The 17,311-nt window shown below is 41.0% G+C and carries 30 protein-coding genes; all 30 read right to left on the minus strand.

All coding sequences use genetic code 11. From position 1 onward, the window contains the following. Nucleotides 1–82: 82 nt before the first annotated feature. The 30 genes from FAY33_RS05810 to rplB all read right to left on the minus strand — a co-directional run bounded on the left by FAY33_RS05810 (nt 83) and on the right by rplB (nt 17,243). On the minus strand, nt 83–1,114 hold the full coding sequence (locus FAY33_RS05810; protein WP_143319820.1) for an N-acetylmuramoyl-L-alanine amidase family protein: 1,032 nt from the start codon (nt 1,112–1,114) through the stop codon (nt 83–85). 24 nt (nt 1,115–1,138) lie between these two features. Beyond that, nucleotides 1,139–2,395 carry an N-acetylmuramoyl-L-alanine amidase family protein gene (locus tag FAY33_RS05815; protein WP_143319821.1) on the minus strand — a complete coding sequence of 419 codons (1,257 nt, stop codon included), beginning with the start codon at nt 2,393–2,395 and terminating at the stop codon, nt 1,139–1,141. 211 nt (nt 2,396–2,606) lie between these two features. Continuing rightward, nucleotides 2,607–3,143, minus strand: a complete 537-nt coding sequence (locus FAY33_RS05820; RefSeq protein WP_143319822.1) for a L17 family ribosomal protein — start codon at nt 3,141–3,143, stop codon at nt 2,607–2,609. Between the two features lie 149 nt (nt 3,144–3,292). Further along, nucleotides 3,293–4,261, minus strand: coding sequence for a DNA-directed RNA polymerase subunit alpha (locus FAY33_RS05825; RefSeq protein WP_143319823.1), 969 nt, complete (start codon nt 4,259–4,261; stop codon nt 3,293–3,295). 108 nt (nt 4,262–4,369) lie between these two features. Continuing rightward, nucleotides 4,370–4,963 carry a 30S ribosomal protein S4 gene (gene rpsD, locus FAY33_RS05830; protein ID WP_143319824.1) on the minus strand — a complete coding sequence of 198 codons (594 nt, stop codon included), beginning with the start codon at nt 4,961–4,963 and terminating at the stop codon, nt 4,370–4,372. Nucleotides 4,964–4,979: 16 nt separating this feature from the next. Continuing rightward, on the minus strand, nt 4,980–5,381 hold the full coding sequence (rpsK, locus tag FAY33_RS05835) for a 30S ribosomal protein S11 (RefSeq protein ID WP_024348298.1): 402 nt from the start codon (nt 5,379–5,381) through the stop codon (nt 4,980–4,982). Nucleotides 5,382–5,615: 234 nt separating this feature from the next. Continuing rightward, complete coding sequence (gene rpsM / locus FAY33_RS05840; RefSeq protein ID WP_143319825.1) at nt 5,616–5,984, minus strand: 30S ribosomal protein S13; 369 nt, start codon at nt 5,982–5,984, stop codon at nt 5,616–5,618. Between the two features lie 28 nt (nt 5,985–6,012). Continuing rightward, entirely contained in the window at nt 6,013–6,126 is a 114-nt protein-coding gene (gene rpmJ / locus FAY33_RS05845) for a 50S ribosomal protein L36 (protein ID WP_003497809.1), read from the minus strand. A gap of 320 nt (nt 6,127–6,446) precedes the next feature. Further along, nucleotides 6,447–6,665 (minus strand): translation initiation factor IF-1, encoded by a 219-nt coding sequence (gene infA, locus FAY33_RS05850; protein ID WP_143319826.1) that lies wholly within the window; start codon nt 6,663–6,665, stop codon nt 6,447–6,449. Nucleotides 6,666–6,670: 5 nt separating this feature from the next. Continuing rightward, a complete protein-coding gene (locus FAY33_RS05855) occupies nt 6,671–6,952 on the minus strand; it encodes a KOW domain-containing RNA-binding protein (RefSeq protein ID WP_243126615.1) in 282 nt (93 codons plus the stop codon). A gap of 10 nt (nt 6,953–6,962) precedes the next feature. Continuing rightward, nucleotides 6,963–7,727, minus strand: coding sequence for a type I methionyl aminopeptidase (gene map / locus FAY33_RS05860; RefSeq protein WP_143319828.1), 765 nt, complete (start codon nt 7,725–7,727; stop codon nt 6,963–6,965). 3 nt (nt 7,728–7,730) lie between these two features. Beyond that, nucleotides 7,731–8,375 (minus strand): adenylate kinase, encoded by a 645-nt coding sequence (locus tag FAY33_RS05865; protein ID WP_143319829.1) that lies wholly within the window; start codon nt 8,373–8,375, stop codon nt 7,731–7,733. 84 nt (nt 8,376–8,459) lie between these two features. After that, entirely contained in the window at nt 8,460–9,782 is a 1,323-nt protein-coding gene (gene secY / locus FAY33_RS05870; RefSeq protein WP_143319830.1) for a preprotein translocase subunit SecY, read from the minus strand. Between the two features lies 1 nt (nt 9,783). After that, nucleotides 9,784–10,224 carry a 50S ribosomal protein L15 gene (rplO, locus tag FAY33_RS05875; protein ID WP_143319831.1) on the minus strand — a complete coding sequence of 147 codons (441 nt, stop codon included), beginning with the start codon at nt 10,222–10,224 and terminating at the stop codon, nt 9,784–9,786. Between the two features lie 23 nt (nt 10,225–10,247). After that, nucleotides 10,248–10,430 carry a 50S ribosomal protein L30 gene (rpmD, locus tag FAY33_RS05880; RefSeq protein WP_143319832.1) on the minus strand — a complete coding sequence of 61 codons (183 nt, stop codon included), beginning with the start codon at nt 10,428–10,430 and terminating at the stop codon, nt 10,248–10,250. Between the two features lie 13 nt (nt 10,431–10,443). Beyond that, the gene (rpsE, locus tag FAY33_RS05885; protein ID WP_143319833.1) at nt 10,444–10,953 is read right to left on the minus strand and encodes a 30S ribosomal protein S5; all 510 of its coding nucleotides are present in this window, start codon (nt 10,951–10,953) and stop codon (nt 10,444–10,446) included. A 20-nt stretch (nt 10,954–10,973) separates the two neighbouring features. Continuing rightward, nucleotides 10,974–11,342: a 50S ribosomal protein L18 gene (rplR, locus tag FAY33_RS05890; RefSeq protein ID WP_143319834.1), complete on the minus strand. Its 369-nt coding sequence runs from the start codon at nt 11,340–11,342 to the stop codon at nt 10,974–10,976. 17 nt (nt 11,343–11,359) lie between these two features. Beyond that, nucleotides 11,360–11,902 (minus strand): 50S ribosomal protein L6, encoded by a 543-nt coding sequence (rplF, locus tag FAY33_RS05895; protein ID WP_143319835.1) that lies wholly within the window; start codon nt 11,900–11,902, stop codon nt 11,360–11,362. A 175-nt stretch (nt 11,903–12,077) separates the two neighbouring features. Beyond that, nucleotides 12,078–12,479, minus strand: a complete 402-nt coding sequence (rpsH, locus tag FAY33_RS05900; RefSeq protein ID WP_143319836.1) for a 30S ribosomal protein S8 — start codon at nt 12,477–12,479, stop codon at nt 12,078–12,080. Nucleotides 12,480–12,504: 25 nt separating this feature from the next. Next, the gene (locus FAY33_RS05905) at nt 12,505–12,690 is read right to left on the minus strand and encodes a type Z 30S ribosomal protein S14 (protein ID WP_077609795.1); all 186 of its coding nucleotides are present in this window, start codon (nt 12,688–12,690) and stop codon (nt 12,505–12,507) included. Between the two features lie 15 nt (nt 12,691–12,705). Next, entirely contained in the window at nt 12,706–13,245 is a 540-nt protein-coding gene (gene rplE / locus FAY33_RS05910) for a 50S ribosomal protein L5 (protein WP_143319837.1), read from the minus strand. 21 nt (nt 13,246–13,266) lie between these two features. Next, nucleotides 13,267–13,572, minus strand: a complete 306-nt coding sequence (rplX, locus tag FAY33_RS05915) for a 50S ribosomal protein L24 (RefSeq protein WP_143319838.1) — start codon at nt 13,570–13,572, stop codon at nt 13,267–13,269. A 14-nt stretch (nt 13,573–13,586) separates the two neighbouring features. Beyond that, entirely contained in the window at nt 13,587–13,955 is a 369-nt protein-coding gene (rplN, locus tag FAY33_RS05920) for a 50S ribosomal protein L14 (protein ID WP_143319839.1), read from the minus strand. A 26-nt stretch (nt 13,956–13,981) separates the two neighbouring features. Then, a complete protein-coding gene (gene rpsQ, locus FAY33_RS05925; RefSeq protein WP_143319840.1) occupies nt 13,982–14,236 on the minus strand; it encodes a 30S ribosomal protein S17 in 255 nt (84 codons plus the stop codon). Nucleotides 14,237–14,332: 96 nt separating this feature from the next. Continuing rightward, a complete protein-coding gene (gene rpmC, locus FAY33_RS05930) occupies nt 14,333–14,539 on the minus strand; it encodes a 50S ribosomal protein L29 (RefSeq protein ID WP_143320046.1) in 207 nt (68 codons plus the stop codon). Nucleotides 14,540–14,541: 2 nt separating this feature from the next. Beyond that, nucleotides 14,542–14,967 (minus strand): 50S ribosomal protein L16, encoded by a 426-nt coding sequence (rplP, locus tag FAY33_RS05935; protein WP_143319841.1) that lies wholly within the window; start codon nt 14,965–14,967, stop codon nt 14,542–14,544. Continuing rightward, nucleotides 14,967–15,623 (minus strand): 30S ribosomal protein S3, encoded by a 657-nt coding sequence (gene rpsC, locus FAY33_RS05940; RefSeq protein ID WP_143319842.1) that lies wholly within the window; start codon nt 15,621–15,623, stop codon nt 14,967–14,969. Before rpsC ends, rplP begins: the two co-directional genes overlap by 1 nt. Nucleotides 15,624–15,634: 11 nt before the next feature. After that, nucleotides 15,635–16,021, minus strand: a complete 387-nt coding sequence (gene rplV, locus FAY33_RS05945; RefSeq protein WP_143319843.1) for a 50S ribosomal protein L22 — start codon at nt 16,019–16,021, stop codon at nt 15,635–15,637. A 72-nt stretch (nt 16,022–16,093) separates the two neighbouring features. Continuing rightward, a complete protein-coding gene (gene rpsS / locus FAY33_RS05950; protein ID WP_143319844.1) occupies nt 16,094–16,375 on the minus strand; it encodes a 30S ribosomal protein S19 in 282 nt (93 codons plus the stop codon). A 19-nt stretch (nt 16,376–16,394) separates the two neighbouring features. After that, nucleotides 16,395–17,243 carry a 50S ribosomal protein L2 gene (rplB, locus tag FAY33_RS05955; RefSeq protein ID WP_143319845.1) on the minus strand — a complete coding sequence of 283 codons (849 nt, stop codon included), beginning with the start codon at nt 17,241–17,243 and terminating at the stop codon, nt 16,395–16,397. Nucleotides 17,244–17,311: the final 68 nt, after the last annotated feature.

Consider the following 17,311-nt stretch of genomic DNA (forward strand, 5'->3'; position numbering starts at 1 on the left):
GTCAAACAGTCAAGCATCGTCACAAATGTTTTATAAAATAAAAAAATGGCACAGATATAAAACCCTGCACCATTCTCTTATTTTAATTGGATTGGACCCAAAGACCAGAACTATCAACAGAATATAAATCATTAATTATAGTATTAACTGCCATACTGCCATCGGAATAAAGATAATACCATTTATCTGGCTGTGGCTGAATCCAGCCGGTTGCCATATCGCCTGCCGGATTTAAATAATACCATTTTCCATTTATCTGCTGCCAGCCAGTTAACATTACATGACCCGCTCCCAGATAATACCAATGGTCGCTTATGTGCTGCCAGCCTGTCATGGCAAATCCGTCTTTGTTAAAATAGTACCATTTTCCGCCTATCATCTTCCATGAATCAACAGCATATGTTCCGTCTTCACACCGATACTTTTTTCCGTCTTTATATTCTGCCCAGGTTCCGTTAGTCTCACCCAGCTCCTGAACAACGGAATCGTCTGAAACAACGGGTTCCCCTTCTTTTAAATATTCTTCTTCTGAGGAGTCTTTTAAAACCGCTTTTACTGTATAATAATATTTCGTTCCATTTTCCATGTATTTTAAAAGATCCACACTGGTAGAGGACGTGGTAAGACTCTTTACCCATATACCGCCTTCTTTGTAGAGAACCACCTGATACTTGGAAGCAAAGGGAACTTTTTTCCACGATGCTTTTGTTTTGGTTGTATCACTCCAGCCCGCTTTTTCTGTTGCTTCTAATTTTGCTGCGGGAACGTAGGTAACCCTGATCTCTGATTCTTCGTCACCAGCCTTTACAGACAGCAGTTTTCCGCCGTAAACAGTGCATTCAGAACTGGTATAGACATCAGGTACTTTTATGACTGCCGTTACCTTTTTCCCAGGTATCCAGTGTTCCGGATCCTTACTCCATTCCGGAGTTTCTTCTGAAAAATTAACCGTTACCACTGGTATTTGAATTCCTTCTGTCCAACTGCTCTTATTTCCATGCTCCAGGCGAATCCGCAGTCTGCCCGCTGCAGCATTGGCTGTCATCACTGATCCAAAAATCATGACAGTACATAAAAACATCAGCCAAGGTGTCTTCCTGCGCATCCATTTCATCTGTATCCCCCTTCTTTCCTGCTATTACTTATTCCAGACACCATTCCCATCTACAGGGAATCCTCCAATGGTAGTATTGACTGCCATAGAGCCTTCACCTGGATAGAAATAATACCATTTACCATTTACCTGCTTCCAGCCTTCCTGCATAACACCACCATTTTCTGTGTAGTACCATTTATTATTGTGGTTAATCCAGCCGGTTATCATAGCACCTTCCGTACCAGTTGTTGTAGACGGATTCAAATAATACCATACATTATTTAATTTAATCCAGCCCTTAACCATGGCACCTTCTGTGCCAGTTGTACTGGATGGGTTTAAATAATACCAGATAGAATTCTTCTGCTGCCACCCGGTCAGCATGGCTCCATTGGAATCAAATAAATACCAGTTTCCATTAATACTTGCCCAACTGTTTTTGTGGTAAGAACCATCCGGATATCGGTAGTACCAGATATCTGCGCTTTTAATCCAGCCTACGTCCTGACCGGATAAAACAGGAGTACCATTGCCGCTTTCCTGCCCCCGTCCATCAGATACTTTTTCCTGAGGTACATAGATCTCACCGGATTCCGTCCAGTCACTGTTCTTTCCATATTTCTGTTCTTTTTCTGTAGAAGGAACTGTACGGACTTTAAATGTGTAGGTTCCTGCTTTTGTCATATATGGATAGAAATTATAAGCCGTTGCTTTTAACTTCTCAACCTTCTTAATGATAGAACTGCCACGATACAGATACACATCATATGCTCCAGATCCCTCTTTTACACTGCTCCATCTGGCATTGCCATAACCGGAATCTCTCCAGTCAGCTTCTTCCGGTGATTCATAGGTCCCTTTAATGGGCTTAAATGTAAAAGTAACATATAAAGTATCTGTGCCAGACCGGTTAGATGACACGTATGTCCCGCCCTTAATGCTTACATTACTCGCCTGGTATCCACCTTTAAACGCATATTCAGAAGAGTCCGAAGCGTGCAAGGTTACTTTCATCTTAGGCTCAGAACCGATCTTCATCTCTTTAGTATCTGACGTAAGCCACTCCACATCTGACACTTCATATCTATTGTTATTGGTATAAACATAATTGCCAGTACCTTCCGTAGTCTTAAAGGAAGTCTCTGACGGTAATGTCTCTCCTGGGGTTAAGTCTTCCAAACCTGCATTAATTGTAACGGACGTTATGGTTTTTGCGGCGGCTAATGCTTCAAAAGGAACACTGACTCCCATCAGAGTAATCAGTGATGCCAAAGCCATTAGTCTCGTAACATGTTTCATATTTATTCCTCCCGTTCTTTTATTTAAGGAATCTGGCAATTCAGCCAAATTATTCTATATTTAACATTATAGCCCGGAAAGCAACACACCGTCAACTTACGATATTCTTTCTTTATTCTTGCATTTATAAGGGCAGGAATAACATTTCCTATCAAACGACAAAAAAATCCCGATACAGAAGAAACTTCCATATCGGGATTCGATTATTTAATTATACAAGCTCAAGAAGAACTTCCATTGCTCCGTCACCCTTACGCTGAGCGATCTTAACGATACGGGTATAACCACCGTTACGGGAAACATACTTAGGTGCAATATCTTCAAAAAGCTTCTTAGGTAAATCAACAGACTTTGTGTTCTTCTTTCTTCCTGCAGCTTCAGTCGGAACTTCAGTCACATCGTAGAGAACTTTTAACATCTGTCTTCTGGCATGAAGTCTGGAAGGAAGATCTTTTTTGATCTCTCTCTCTTCTTCGTCATATACGGTAACTTTCTTGCCGTTTACAACTTCTTTGACTCTCTTGCCTTCTTTATCTTTGCGTGCAACTTTTGCTGTAACTGTTACAGTCTCAAAGTTATCTTTCTCTTTTACAGCTAAAGCAATCAGACCTTCTGCAACTTTACGAATCTCTTTTGCTCTTGCTTCTGTTGTTACAATTTTGCCATTATATATTAATGCAGTTACCTGGCTTCTGATTAATGCTTTTCTCTGGCTGGAAGTTTTTCCCAGCTTTCTATATCCTGCCATCTTATAATTCCTCCATTTGTGGAACACAGATACACGCTTCTTCGGTCTTACTGTACCAGTGCTAATTCTCCATACCTTGAGCATTTGGCGGGTTTCTTTGCAGAATCCGCAAAGATGGTATCCATCTAATTCAAGCGTTTAAACGCCAATTAAGCATTGGTATCATCACTTGGATTAAGCTGTAAACCCAGCTCTTTTAACTTCGCCAGCACTTCTTCTAAAGACTTGCGGCCAAGGTTACGAACTTTCATCATATCTTCGGAAGTACGGTTACACAGTTCTTCCACCGTATTGATTCCAGCTCTCTTAAGACAATTGTATGAACGAACGGAAAGTTCCAGTTCATCAATGTTCATCTCAAGCACTTTTTCCTTTTCATTATCTTCCTTCTCTACCATAACTTCAGCAGTCTTGGCATTCTCAGATAAATCAATGAAAAGATTTAAATGTTCACTCAGCACTTTTGCAGCAAGGCTTACAGCCTCGTCTGGTGCCAGGGTTCCATTTGTAAATACATCTAATGTCAGCTTATCATAATCAGTGACCTGACCTACTCGGGTGTTCTGTACCGTCATGTTGACGCGTTCTACTGGTGTATAGATAGAATCAACGGCTATAACGCCAATCGGTAAATCTTCACTCTTATTCTTGTCTGCGCTCACATAGCCACGGCCCTTGGTAATGGTAAGCTCCATATAGAACTTGCTGTCTGTACCGCCGCTAAGGGTAGCGATTACCTGCTCCGGGTTCATGATCTCAATATCAGGATCAGCCTGGATATCCGCTGCAGTTACAACACCTTCGCCTTCAAACTCGATGTATGCAACTTTCGCTTCATTGGTGTCGCTATTATTCTTAATAGATAAGCTCTTGATGTTCATAATGATTTCAGTCACATCTTCTTTTACGCCAGATATGGAACTGAATTCATGCAAAACGCCGTCGATTTTTACCTGACTGACTGCAGCGCCCGGTAAGGAAGATAGCATGATTCTTCTTAAGGAGTTACCTAAAGTAGTACCATAACCTCTTTCAAGCGGTTCAACTACAAACTTGCCATATTTTTTGTCTTCTGAGATTTCAGCAATCTCAATGTTTGGTTTTTCAAAATCGAACACTAATAGCCCCTCCTTTTGGGTATTTTGTATCGAGGGTCTTATACTCAAACCTTGCCCGGAGGCAGATGCCCCCCGGGCGAAAGCCGGCTTCTATCAACAGACTTTCAATTATTTGGAGTACAACTCGACGATAAGCATTTCATTCACTGGAACATCAATCTCATCTCTTGTTGGAAACTCTTTAACAGTACCACGTAAATTCTCATGATCAACATCAAGCCATGCTGGAACCATACGGCCAGCAGTCGCTTCCTGAACACTTTTAAATCTTGCATTGGTTTTGCATTTTTCTTTTACTTCAATTACATCGCCTGGCTTAACTAAGAAGGAAGGGATGTTTACGCATTTACCATTTACAAGAATGCTCTTATGATCAACAATCTGTCTGGTCTCTCTTCTTGTTCTTCCGAATCCCATACGGAATACTACATTGTCAAGTCTTCTTTCAAGAAGGATCATAAGGTTCTCACCTACAAGACCATTCATTCTTTCAGCCTTAGCATAGTAGTTACGGAAAGGTTTTTCAAGAACTCCATAAACGAACTTGGCTTTCTGCTTTTCTCTAAGCTGGATGCCGTACTCGCTCATCTTTCTGTTAGCTCTTTTTAATTCTCTTTTTGATTTTTTATCTATTCCTAAATAGATCGGATCAAGACCAAGGGATCTACATCTTTTAAGAACAGGAACTCTATCAACTGCCACTGTAATTACCTCCTAATTAGACTCTTCTGCGTTTTGGTGGACGACAACCATTATGTGGAACTGGTGTTACATCCTTAATGCTGGTTACTTCTAAACCGCATGCCTGAAGTGCACGAATAGCTGCTTCACGGCCTGAACCAGGACCTTTAACCATAACGTCTACTGATTTTAAACCATGTACAAGAGCTGCCTTAGTAGCAGTTTCTGCCGCCATCTGAGCTGCATATGGAGTAGATTTTCTTGAACCTCTAAATCCCAGACCGCCAGCACTTGCCCAGGATAACGCATTACCCTGTGTATCCGTTAATGTCACGATTGTGTTATTAAAAGATGACTGGATATGTGCTTGTCCGCGTTCAACGTTTTTCTTTACGCGCTTTTTTGTCACTTTTTTAGTAGTGGACATTTTTTTAGCCATTTTAAACTAACCTACTTTCTTTTTACTTGCTCCGCCCTGCCCTGGAAATCTTAAAGAGCCGGCACAGGGTACGAAATTCTGAATCCTGTTATTCCTGTTTTTAAAACATGTAACGTGATTCGCTGTTAATTTGGTAAGGATGTTCTCTTCCCTTACGGTCAAAGAACGGCTTTGCCCGATAAAGCGGGGCACGCTGTCACACTAAGTTCAGAGATACCTCACTAAGTGTAATTCTTATTTCTTCTTGTTTGCTACAGTTTTTCTTGGACCTTTGCGTGTTCTTGCATTGGTCTTTGTCTTCTGACCACGAACCGGAAGGCTCTTTCTGTGGCGAATTCCACGGTAGCATCCAATCTCCTGAAGTCTCTTGATGTTCATAGCGATTTCTCTACGTAAATCACCTTCAACAGTCTGAGATTCTGTAATTACTTCTGCAAGTCTTTTAACTTCATCATCGGTTAAGTCCTTAACACGAGTGTCAGGATTAACGCCAGCTTCTTTGAGAATACGGCTTGCACTTGTTCTACCGATACCGTAGATATAAGTTAAACCAATCTCAACACGCTTTTCTCTTGGTAAATCAACACCTGAAATACGAGCCATGTGTGTAGTACACCTCCATTAATTATTTTTAACCTTGTCTCTGCTTATGCTTAGGATTTTCACAGATTACTCTGATACTGCCTTTTCTTTTAATGATTTTGCATTTTTCGCAAATCGGTTTGACTGATGATCTAACCTTCACAGCAATTCTCCTTTCCTTTATGCGCTCTTTATATAAAGCACAAACAGTCCGGTAACCGGACCTATGTGCGAAATTGCTCCCCGATCCCTGATAAATCCTTAAGACTTATTCTGGAAACGATGGAACCTTTCTCTAAAGAGCTTTCTGAGTATACCGCAGCGTGTTTTTATTTTAAAACCAGTGCTGCCCATTTAGGCATAATACACCCAGTATTTCAACAAAGTCGCTACAGCATTATATCACTAAAACCAAAATAATGCAAGCGTTTTTTCTATATATTTATTAACCCTTTAGCCTGGTGTGTCATAGTACGAAACGCCTTATTTATCTCTCCAGATGATTCTTCCCTTGCTTAAATCATAAGGGGACATTTCAAGCGTCACTTTATCTCCTGGTAAAATACGGATATAGTGCATACGAAGTTTGCCGCTAATATGAGCCAGTACCTGATGCCCGTTCTCCAGTTCAACCTGGAACATCGCATTGGGCAGCTTCTCCACAACGGTTCCTTCAATTTCAATAACATCTGCTTTTGACATAAATCTTACCTCCTAACAACCTGTTCTTCTCTTTTGAAACATCGGATGAAATGTTTGATCTCTTCATCGGTGACTTTCTTTTTCTCCCGGATTTTTGATCCTGGGGTTTGTTTCTCCCATAAAAGGGGTTTTACATGCTTTTTCTTTTTCTTCTTGGGACAGTCCATACGCCGGTATTTTCCGTCCACCAGATAAATATATTCGCCTTCTTCATATAATATGAAGAAATAACTGCCTTTATCATGTCCGGCTGTTGATTCTACCAGGGATCCAGCTTCTAATTCCATAGTCATTTCCTTAATGATCCTTTAAAATCAGGCTGAGAATCTCTGGCTCGCCTTCTGTGATCAAAATGGTGTTCTCATAATGAGCAGACAACTTTTCGTCTTCTGTAACAACGGTCCAGTCATCATCAAGCCATGCTACATCAGGAGTTCCTTCATTAATCATAGGCTCAATAGCAAGGGTCATGCCCGGTCTTAATTTGATTCCTCGTCTCTTTTGGGCAAAATTCGGCACCTCAGGCTCCTCGTGGAGATGAGAACCGATTCCATGTCCTACAAGATCCCGGACAACTCCATAACCAAATGATTCTGCATATTTTTGAATCGCAGCGGATATATCACCTAGATGATTGCCAGATTTTGCAAATTTAATCCCTTCAAAGAAACTTTGTCTTGTCACTTCAATTAATTGGCCGGCCGCCGGAGTAATCTCCCCAATCCCGTAAGTCCTTGCCGCATCAGAATGATAGCCTTTATAAATAACGCCGGCATCCAGACTTACAATATCGCCTTCCATTAAAACCCGTTCTTTGCTCGGAATCCCATGTACCACTTCATCATTAACAGAAACACAGATGGAAGCAGGATATCCGTTATAGTTTAGAAAGGAAGGGATACAGCCATAGCTTCTTATGATCTCTTCTCCCAGATGATCAATATCCCAGGTTGTCATTCCAGGCTTTAAGGCTTTTGCAAGTTCTTCGTGAGTCATGCAAAGAATCCTTCCAGCCTCTCTCATAAGTTCTATTTCTCTTGCAGATTTAATCGTCACTGACATAAACTATGCTCCTAATATAGAAACGATATCAGAGAACACTTTATTTAATTCCTGTGTTCCGTCAACATTCACAAGCACACCATCATTTTTGTAATAATCAATGAGAGGCTGAGTCTGATCATGATAAACATTCAGACGTTTCTTTACTGTCTCCGGCTTATCATCATCTCTTAATACAAGTTCTGCACCGCATGCGTCACAGACACCGGAAACCTTGGTTGGATTATACACAATGTGATATGTAGCACCACAGGTCAGACATGCACGGCGACCGGACATTCTATTAATGATATTTTCGTCAGGTACATCTACATTGATTGCAAAATCAACCTTTTGTCCCATCTTAGAGATGGCTTCCTTTAGACTTTCTGCCTGAGGTATGGTTCTTGGAAATCCGTCAAGCACATAGCCATTACTACAGTCTTCCTTTTGAATACGGTCGATCAGCATGCCAATCGTAAGCTCATCAGGAACCAGCGCTCCCTGGTCCATATAGCCCTTTGCCTTTTTTCCTAATTCTGTTCCTTCTTTTATGTTAGAACGGAAAATATCTCCGGTAGAAATATGCGGAATCTGATATTTTTCGGAAATCTTCTTTGCCTGAGTACCCTTGCCGGCACCTGGGGCACCTAACATGATGATCTTCATCAACAGTCCCTCCTTTGAAACATAAGCTTAAATAGCACAAATCCCAAGGGAAACACGTATGACATGTTTCCCTTGGTTTGTCCTTTAATCGTTTAAAAATCCTTTGTAATTACGCACAAGCATCTGGGATTCGATTGCTTTTAATGTCTCAAGTACAACACTGACAATAATTATAAGTGATGTACCTCCGAAGGATAAATGACCTACGCTGAATAAACCGGAGACTACAATCGGGATAATACAGATAATCGTCAAACCGCATGCACCTAAGAATACAATATAGTTTAAAATTGAGTTAAGGTAATCGCTGGTTGGCTTACCTGGGCGGATACCCGGGATAAAACCGCCTGACTTTTTCATGTTATTCGCCACTTCCAGCGGATTAAATGTGATGGAAGTATAAAAATATGCAAACACAATGATAAGAGCCACATAAACGATTATTCCTAACGAATAGATGGGCTGGTCAATCCGAACCCAACTGGATGAATTAAGTGCAGTTAAAATATGACCTCCTATGCTGTCATAATTAACCTTATCTCCAAGAAACTGAGCAATGACAACTGGAAATGACATAAGAGAGGAAGCAAAGATAACCGGAATAACACCGGCTGTATTCACTTTTAATGGAATATTGGTAGCCTGTCCGCCCACCATCTTCCGTCCCTGCATCTTCTTTGAATACTGCACTGGAATTCTTCTCTCGCCGCCTTGAAGGACAACGACAAACACTACAATTGCCACAATAACTGCAATGATAACAATTGCTGCAATAGCTGCCACAGCAACTGATTTTCCAACTATAAAGCGATCATATAAAGTTGCCGCATCAGTAGGAACACTGGAAATGATGTTAAATAACAAGACGATGGAAATACCGTTTCCAACACCATTCTCTGTGATCCGCTCACCAATCCACATCAGGAGCGCACTACCAGCGGTCATCGTTGCAACTGCAATGATAATACTTAACACATTAAACTCTCTTAACAGTCCCTGACCGCCGAATCCAATCGCCATAGCGACGGACTCGATCAAAGCCAGACCAACTGTTACATAACGGGTGTATTCTGCTATCTTTTTTCTTCCGTCTTCACCATCTTTTTGCATTTCCTCAAGCTTGGGAATTGCAATTGTTAAAAGCTGCATGATAATAGAAGATGTGATGTAAGGGGTAATGCTCAGAGCAAAAACAGACATATTCGTAAAAGAACTACCTGTCATGGAGTTAAAAAATCCGAATGCATCATTATTCTGCCGAGCAAAAAAATCTTTAAAAAAGCTTGTTTCAACTCCTGGAATCGGTAATTGAGAACCGATTCTGGTAACCACCAGCATCAAAAATGTGAAGATAAGTTTCTTTCTTACATCTTTGACCTTGAAGGCATTACGGAGTGTTTTTAACATATTAGATCACCTCGCAGGTTCCACCTAAAGCCTCGATTTTGGTTTTTGCGCCTTCGCTGAAAGCGTCTACCTTTACTGTAAGCTTTTTGGTTAATTCTCCATTTCCAAGGATCTTAACTCCATCACGCGGATTCTTAACAATTCCGCTCTCTAATAAAGATTCAACAGTAACAACTGTGCCATTGTCGAAGCTTTCTAAAGCACTTACATTAATGCCCACAATCGTTTTAGAATTCCTGTTTGTAAAGCCTCTCTTAGGAATACGTCTGTATAAAGGCATCTGACCGCCTTCAAAACCTAGTCTTGGAGCACCAGAACGGGCTTTCTGTCCTTTGTGACCTTTACCTGCTGTCTTACCGTTTCCTGAACCGTGACCACGGCCTCTTCTGAAGTTATCGCTGTGTTTGGAACCTAACGCAGGCTGTAAATTTGATAAATCCATCGCTTGCACCTCCTTACTTTATTTTAGATCTCTTCTACTTTTACTAAATGACGCACGTTTGCGATCATACCTCTAACCGCATTGTTATCCGGCATTTCAACTGTTTTATGAAGCTTTTTCAAGCCTAATGCTAAAACAGTTGCTTTATGCTTAGGAATTGCACCGATCGGGGATTTCACCAATGTGATCTTTAATTTATCTGCCATTTTCTTATCCTCCTTAGCCTAAAATCTCTTCAACAGATTTACCGCGAAGTCTTGCAACTTCCTCAGGAGTCTTTAACTCAGTTAAACCTTTGATTGTAGCTAAAACAACATTAGTCTTATTGTTAGAGCCCATGGACTTTGTACGGATATTCTTAATACCTGCAAGCTCTACAACTGCACGTGCAGGACCTCCTGCGATAACTCCTGTACCTTCAGAAGCTCTCTTAAGAAGTACGGAAGCACTTCCAAACTTTCCGATGTGGTCATGAGTAATACTGTTATTTTCATCAATCGGAATATTAACCATATTCTTAACAGCAGCCTCTTTTCCCTTACGGATTGCTTCTGGAACTTCGCCAGCTTTGCCAAGACCTGCACCTACACGGCCATTGCCATCGCCTACGACTACTAAAGCAGAGAATCTCATGGTACGTCCGCCTTTAACAGTTTTAGATACGCGCTTAATAGCAACTACTCTGTCATTTAACTCTGTCTGATTTGCATCAACAATTGTACGTTTCACCTGTGTCTTCTCCTTTCTATTTAGAATTCCAGACCAGCTTCTCTTGCTGCGTCTGCTAATGCCTGAATCTTACCCTGATATATAAAACCGCCTCTGTCAAAGACAACTCCCTTGATACCTTTTTCAATAGCTCTCTTTGCAACTACGGAACCTATATATGCTGCAGCATCAACGTCGTTAGTTTTCTTTAATTCTGCCTTTACATCTTTTTCTACTGTAGAAGCAGCAACTAAAGTTTTACCAACTGTATCGTCAATAATTTGAGCATACATATGATTATTGCTTCTAAACACAGCTAAACGCGGTCTTTCTGCAGTGCCTGCAAAACGGTTACGTAATCTGTTGTGTTTTTTAACGCGAACTTCGCTTCTTGACTGTTTGCTAACCATCTTTACACTCTCCTTAATTATTTCTTACCAGTCTTACCAACTTTACGTCTGATCACTTCGTCAGCATACTTGATTCCCTTGCCCTTATAAGGTTCAGGTCTTCTCTTATCTCTGATTTCAGCAGCGTACTGGCCAACTTTTTCTTTATCGATACCTTTAACGAAAATGATATTCTGACCTTCCATTGTAGCTTCAATGCCTTCTGGATCGATCATCTCTACCGGATGGGAGTAACCAAGAGACAGGATCAGTTTGTTCCCCTGTTTCTGAGCTCTGTAACCAACACCGTTAATTTCAAGCTTCTTTTCATAACCGCTTGTAACACCAACGATCATGTTATTTACTAATGTTCTTGTCAGACCATGTAAAGATTTCATCTTCTTTAAATCATTTGGTCTGGTAACAACGATATGACCATCTTCTTCTTTGATTGTCATCTCTGCTGGTAAAACTCTTTCAAGAGTTCCCTTAGGACCTTTTACAGTCACTTTATTATTTTCTGCAATTGCAACAGTAACACCTGCTGGAATTGCGATAGGCATTCTTCCGATACGTGACATGCCGTCTACCTCCTTAAATTCTCGGAAGGAACGTTTCGTTCCCTCTGTTTTCAGATGCATTTTTCCTGCGTCCCACTACGTTTCACAGGGAAGTTCTTCTCCCTCTGGTCGAAGAACGGCTTTCACACTAAATTCGCGTTTCGCCTGTAGCTCACGCTTATTAAGTGTTCAATGCCTACCAAACGAATGCTAATACTTCTCCGCCTACACCCTGGTTACGTGCTTCTTTATCAGTAATCACGCCCTGGTTTGTAGAAATAATTGCAGTTCCTAAACCGCCAAGTACTTTCGGTAACTCCTCTTTGTTTGCGTAAACACGTAAACCTGGTTTGGAGATTCTCTTAATACCTGTAATGATTTTTTCATTCTTATCTTTACCGTATTTTAAGGTGATTCTGATTGACTGGAATGCACCGTCTTCTACGATATCATATTTTTTAACGTATCCCTCTTTCACAAGGATATCAGCAATAGCTAATTTCATCTTGGATGAAGGTACATCTACTGTATCATGTTTTGCAGTATTTGCATTACGAACTCTCGTAAGCATATCTGCGATTGGATCGCTCATTGTCATTTTGAAATTGCCTCCTTCCTTATATTTACCAGCTTGCCTTTTTAACGCCTGGGATCTGACCTTTGTATGCTAATTCACGGAAGCAGATTCTGCAGATTCCGTATTTTCTTAAATAAGCATGTGGACGACCGCAGATTCTGCAACGATTATATTCTCTTGAGGAGAATTTTGCAGGTTTCTGCTGTTTGATCTTCATTGAAGTCTTAGCCATGGATTATTCCTCCTACTATTTTGCAAATGGCATATTGAATAATGTCAAAAGTTCACGGGATTCTTCATCTGTTTTAGCGGTAGTAACAAAAATAATGTCCATACCTCTTACCTTGTCAACTTTATCGTAGTCAATCTCAGGGAAAATAAGCTGTTCCTTGATACCAAGGGCATAATTTCCTCTGCCATCAAACGCATTAGCATTTACACCTCTAAAGTCACGAACGCGTGGAAGCGCAAGATTGATCAGACGGTCAGCAAATTCATACATTCTTTCGCCGCGTAATGTAACTTTACAGCCGATTGGCATACCTTCTCTAAGCTTAAAGTTTGCAATTGATTTCTTAGCCTTTGTTAAAACTGCTTTCTGTCCGGAGATAATCTCTAAATCTCTAACTGCAGAGTCTAAAACTTTGGCATTATCCTTTGCTTCACCAATACCCATATTGATGACGATCTTATCTAACTTCGGTACTTCCATGATGTTTTTATATTCAAACTTTTTCATCATAGCTTCTACGATCTCTGTCTTATACATCTCTTTTAATCTAGCCAATTTTTATTCCTCCTCTCCGAATTAGTCGATTACCTTACCGGTAGCTTTTGCAACACGAACTTTTTTGCCATCTTTTACGTCAAAGCCAACTCTTGTAGCTTTTCCGTCAACAACAAGCATTACATTGGAGATATCAAGTGCAGCTTCTTTCTGCACGATACCGCCCTGTGGATTGCCTGCACCTGGTTTCACGTGTTTTGTAATTAAGTTAATTCCTTCAACAGTCACTTTGTTCGTCTTTGTATCTACATGAAGAACTTTGCCCTGTTTATCTCTATCTTTTCCTGTAATAACCTTCACAAGGTCATTTCTTTTAATTTTATGCACAGTCCGACACCTCCCTATAATACTTCCGGAGCTAAGGAAACAATCTTCATGAAGTGTTTCTCTCTTAACTCTCTGGCAACCGGCCCAAAGATACGAGTTCCTTTTGGAGTTCTGTCATCTTTGATAATTACGGCAGCATTCTCATCGAACTTGATATAAGAACCATCTTTACGGCGAGCGCCCTTTACAGTACGCACAACAACGGCTTTTACAACGTCGCCTTTCTTAACAACACCACCAGGTGTTGCATCTTTAACAGTAGCAACGATAACATCACCAATACTAGCATATCTTCTTGTAGATCCACCCATAACACGGATGCAAAGTAACTCTTTTGCACCAGTATTGTCGGCAACCCTTAATCTGGTTTCCTGCTGAATCATGCCTATTACTCCTTCCTGAAAATTATTTATTTCGCTCTTTCGATAACTTCAACAAGTCTCCATCTTTTGTCTTTGGACAACGGTCTTGTTTCCATAACTTTTACTGTATCGCCAGTGTTACAATCATTCTTCTCATCATGAGCTTTTAATTTATACGTTCTTTTTACGATCTTGCCGTATAAAGGATGTTCTACATGGTCTTCGATAGCCACAACGATGGTCTTATCCATCTTGTCACTTACCACCTTACCAGTACGGGTTTTTCTAAGATTTCTTTCCACGTTAGGTATTCTCCTTTCGAGTTTATGGCCTCACCGGCCTTATCTATCCATAAGTTTACACGCACTCGTGTGTGTCATGCTTTTAGAAACTACAACTTAAGCTAATTTAGCCTTCTCAGTTATAACAGTCTGAATTCTGGCAATGTTCTTGCGAACGTCTTTGATTCTGCTTGTGTTGTCAAGCTGATTCGTCGCATTCTGGAATCTTAAGTTGAAAAGTTCTTTCTTTGCAGCTACTAATTCTGTATTCAGTTCAGCAACTGTTTTTCCCTTTAATTCTTCAACATACTTATTAGTTTTCACTGTCATTCACCGCCTTCTAAATCTGCTTTAGCAGCAATCTTACATCTGCATGGTAACTTGTGCATAGCAAGACGTAATGCTTCACGCGCTGTTTCTTCAGGTACTCCAGCGATTTCGAATAATACACGGCCTGGTTTTACTACTGCTACCCAGTATTCCAGAGCGCCCTTACCGGAACCCATACGGGTCTCTGCTGGCTTTGCTGTTACAGGTTTATCCGGGAAGATCTTAATCCAGACTTTACCACCACGCTTAATGTAACGGGTCATAGCTACACGGGCTGCTTCGATCTGATTGGATCTGATCCAACATGGCTCTAAAGAGACTAAACCGAACTCACCGTTGCTGATCTTATTGCCTCTTAACGCTTTACCAGCCATGTTTCCACGGAACTGCTTACGACGCTTAACTCTTTTAGGCATTAACATTATTTATCTCTCCCTTCCTTATTTCCTTTAGTTGGAAGTACTTCGCCATTATAGATCCACACCTTAACACCGATCTTACCGAATGTTGTATTTGCTTCAGCAAAACCATAGTTAATGTCTGCTCTTAATGTCTGTAACGGAATGGTTCCTTCGCTGTAGAATTCAGTACGAGCCATATCTGCACCGCCAAGACGACCTGCGACTGCAGCTTTAATTCCCTTAATTCCAGCTTTCATGGAACGACCCATGGTAGACTTCATAGCACGACGGAAAGATACACGGTTCTCTAACTGCTGTGCAATTGATTCAGCAACTAACTGAGCATCTTTGTCTGGTCTTTTCACTTCTTTAATGTCAACAAATAATTTCTTATCTGTAAGCTTCTGAACCTCAACCTTTAATCTCTCGATCTCAGAGCCGCCTTTACCAATTACGACACCTGGCTTTGCTGTGTGAATGATAACTTTCACGCGATCGGATGCTCTTTCAATTTCAATATTAGAAATGCCGGCACTGTATAATCTCTTCTTCAGAAATTTTCTGATCGCATAATCTTCTACTAAGTTGTCTGCGAAATCAGCTTCAGCATACCATTTTGAGTCCCAGTCTTTAATAACACCGACTCTTAAGCCGTGTGGATTAACTTTCTGTCCCATTCTTTGCCTCCTTATCTTTCATTAAGCACAACCGTAATATGGCTCATTCTCTTTTCGATTCTATAAGCGCGGCCCTGTGCTCTCGGTTTTACTCTCTTCATTGTCGGTCCCTTGTTTGCAAAGCATTCCTCTACGTAAAGTTTTGCAGGGTCCATACCGTTGTTATTCTCAGCGTTTGCAATTGCTGATTTTAATAACTTCTCTATTAAAGAAGAAGCATATCTGGGATTGTAAAGTACAATACCAAGTGCTGTCTGTACGTCTTTGCCTCTGATGGCATCTAATACGAAACATGCTTTCTGAACAGAAACCCTAGCATAGGATAACTTTGCTGATGGTCTGGTGTCCTTTTGAGCATTTCTTTCTCTCTTAATCTGGCTTCTATGTCCTTTAGCCATGGTGAATCCTCCTTTCAACTATAACGCCCTTTGGGAATCCTTACGATCGCCCGGCGGGAGTTTGTTTGGTTCTTACTTACGGCCTGACTTTTTCTCGTCTTTGCCATGTCCTCTGTAAGTTCTTGTAGCAACGAATTCACCCAGTTTATGTCCAACCATATCTTCTGAAACATATACCGGAACGTGTTTTCTGCCATCATGAACTGCAATTGTATGTCCAACCATCTGTGGGAAGATCGTAGAACGGCGAGACCAGGTTTTAATTACCTGCTTCTGTCCTGCTGCGTTCATAGCATCTACTTTTTTGAGTAAATGAGCATCTGCAAATGGTCCTTTTTTTAGTGAGCGAGCCATAGATTCTAACCTCCTTTAATTATTTAACGGTTTTTCCATCTCTACTTCTAACGATTAACTTGTTAGACTGCTTGTTTTTCTTTCTGGTCTTTAAGCCAAGTGCTGGTTTGCCCCATGGTGTACTTGGACCTGGACGGCCAATACCAGTCTTGCCTTCACCACCGCCGTGAGGATGGTCATTCGGGTTCATAACAGAACCACGTACCGTAGGACGGAATCCCATATGACGTTTTCTACCAGCTTTACCGATGTTGATCAGGTTGTGATCGCCATTGCCAACAACACCAATAGTTGCTCTGCAGTTGATCGGAACCATTCTCATCTCGCCAGAAGGAAGACGAAGAGTTGCATACTTGCCCTCTTTTGCCATTAACTGTGCGCCATTACCTGCAGAACGAACTAACTGTCCGCCTTTTCCAGGGTAAAGTTCAATATTATGAACCTGTGCACCAACTGGAATGTTGCCTAATGGTAAGCAGTTACCAACTTTAGCTTCAGCAGACGCACCGCTCATAACCTTCATTCCGTTTGTTAAACCAGCAGGAGCAAGGATATATGCTTTTGTACCATCTGTATAGCTGATTAAAGCGATGTTAGCAGTTCTGTTTGGATCGTATTCAACACCAACAACAGTTCCTACAATTCCATCTTTGCTGTTTCTCTTAAAGTCAATAATTCTATATTTACGTTTAACGCCGCCTCCGCGATGTCTCACTGTGATTTTACCCTGATTGTTACGGCCAGCTGTTTTCTTGATTGTCTTGCTGATCAAAGATTTTTCAGGAGTTGATTTTGTGATCTCGCTGAAATCAGAACCGGTCATATGTCTTCTGGAAGGGGTATATGGGTTATACTTTTTGATTCCCATGATTATTTCTCCTTTCAACGCCGCCTGGCGTATCTTGTTTATCGTGATATAATGTTCATCACATAGAC

Origin of the sequence: Clostridium sp. HBUAS56010 (assembly GCF_007115105.1) — a bacterium.
In the GTDB taxonomy this organism is placed as follows: Bacteria; Bacillota; Clostridia; order Lachnospirales; family Lachnospiraceae; genus Lacrimispora.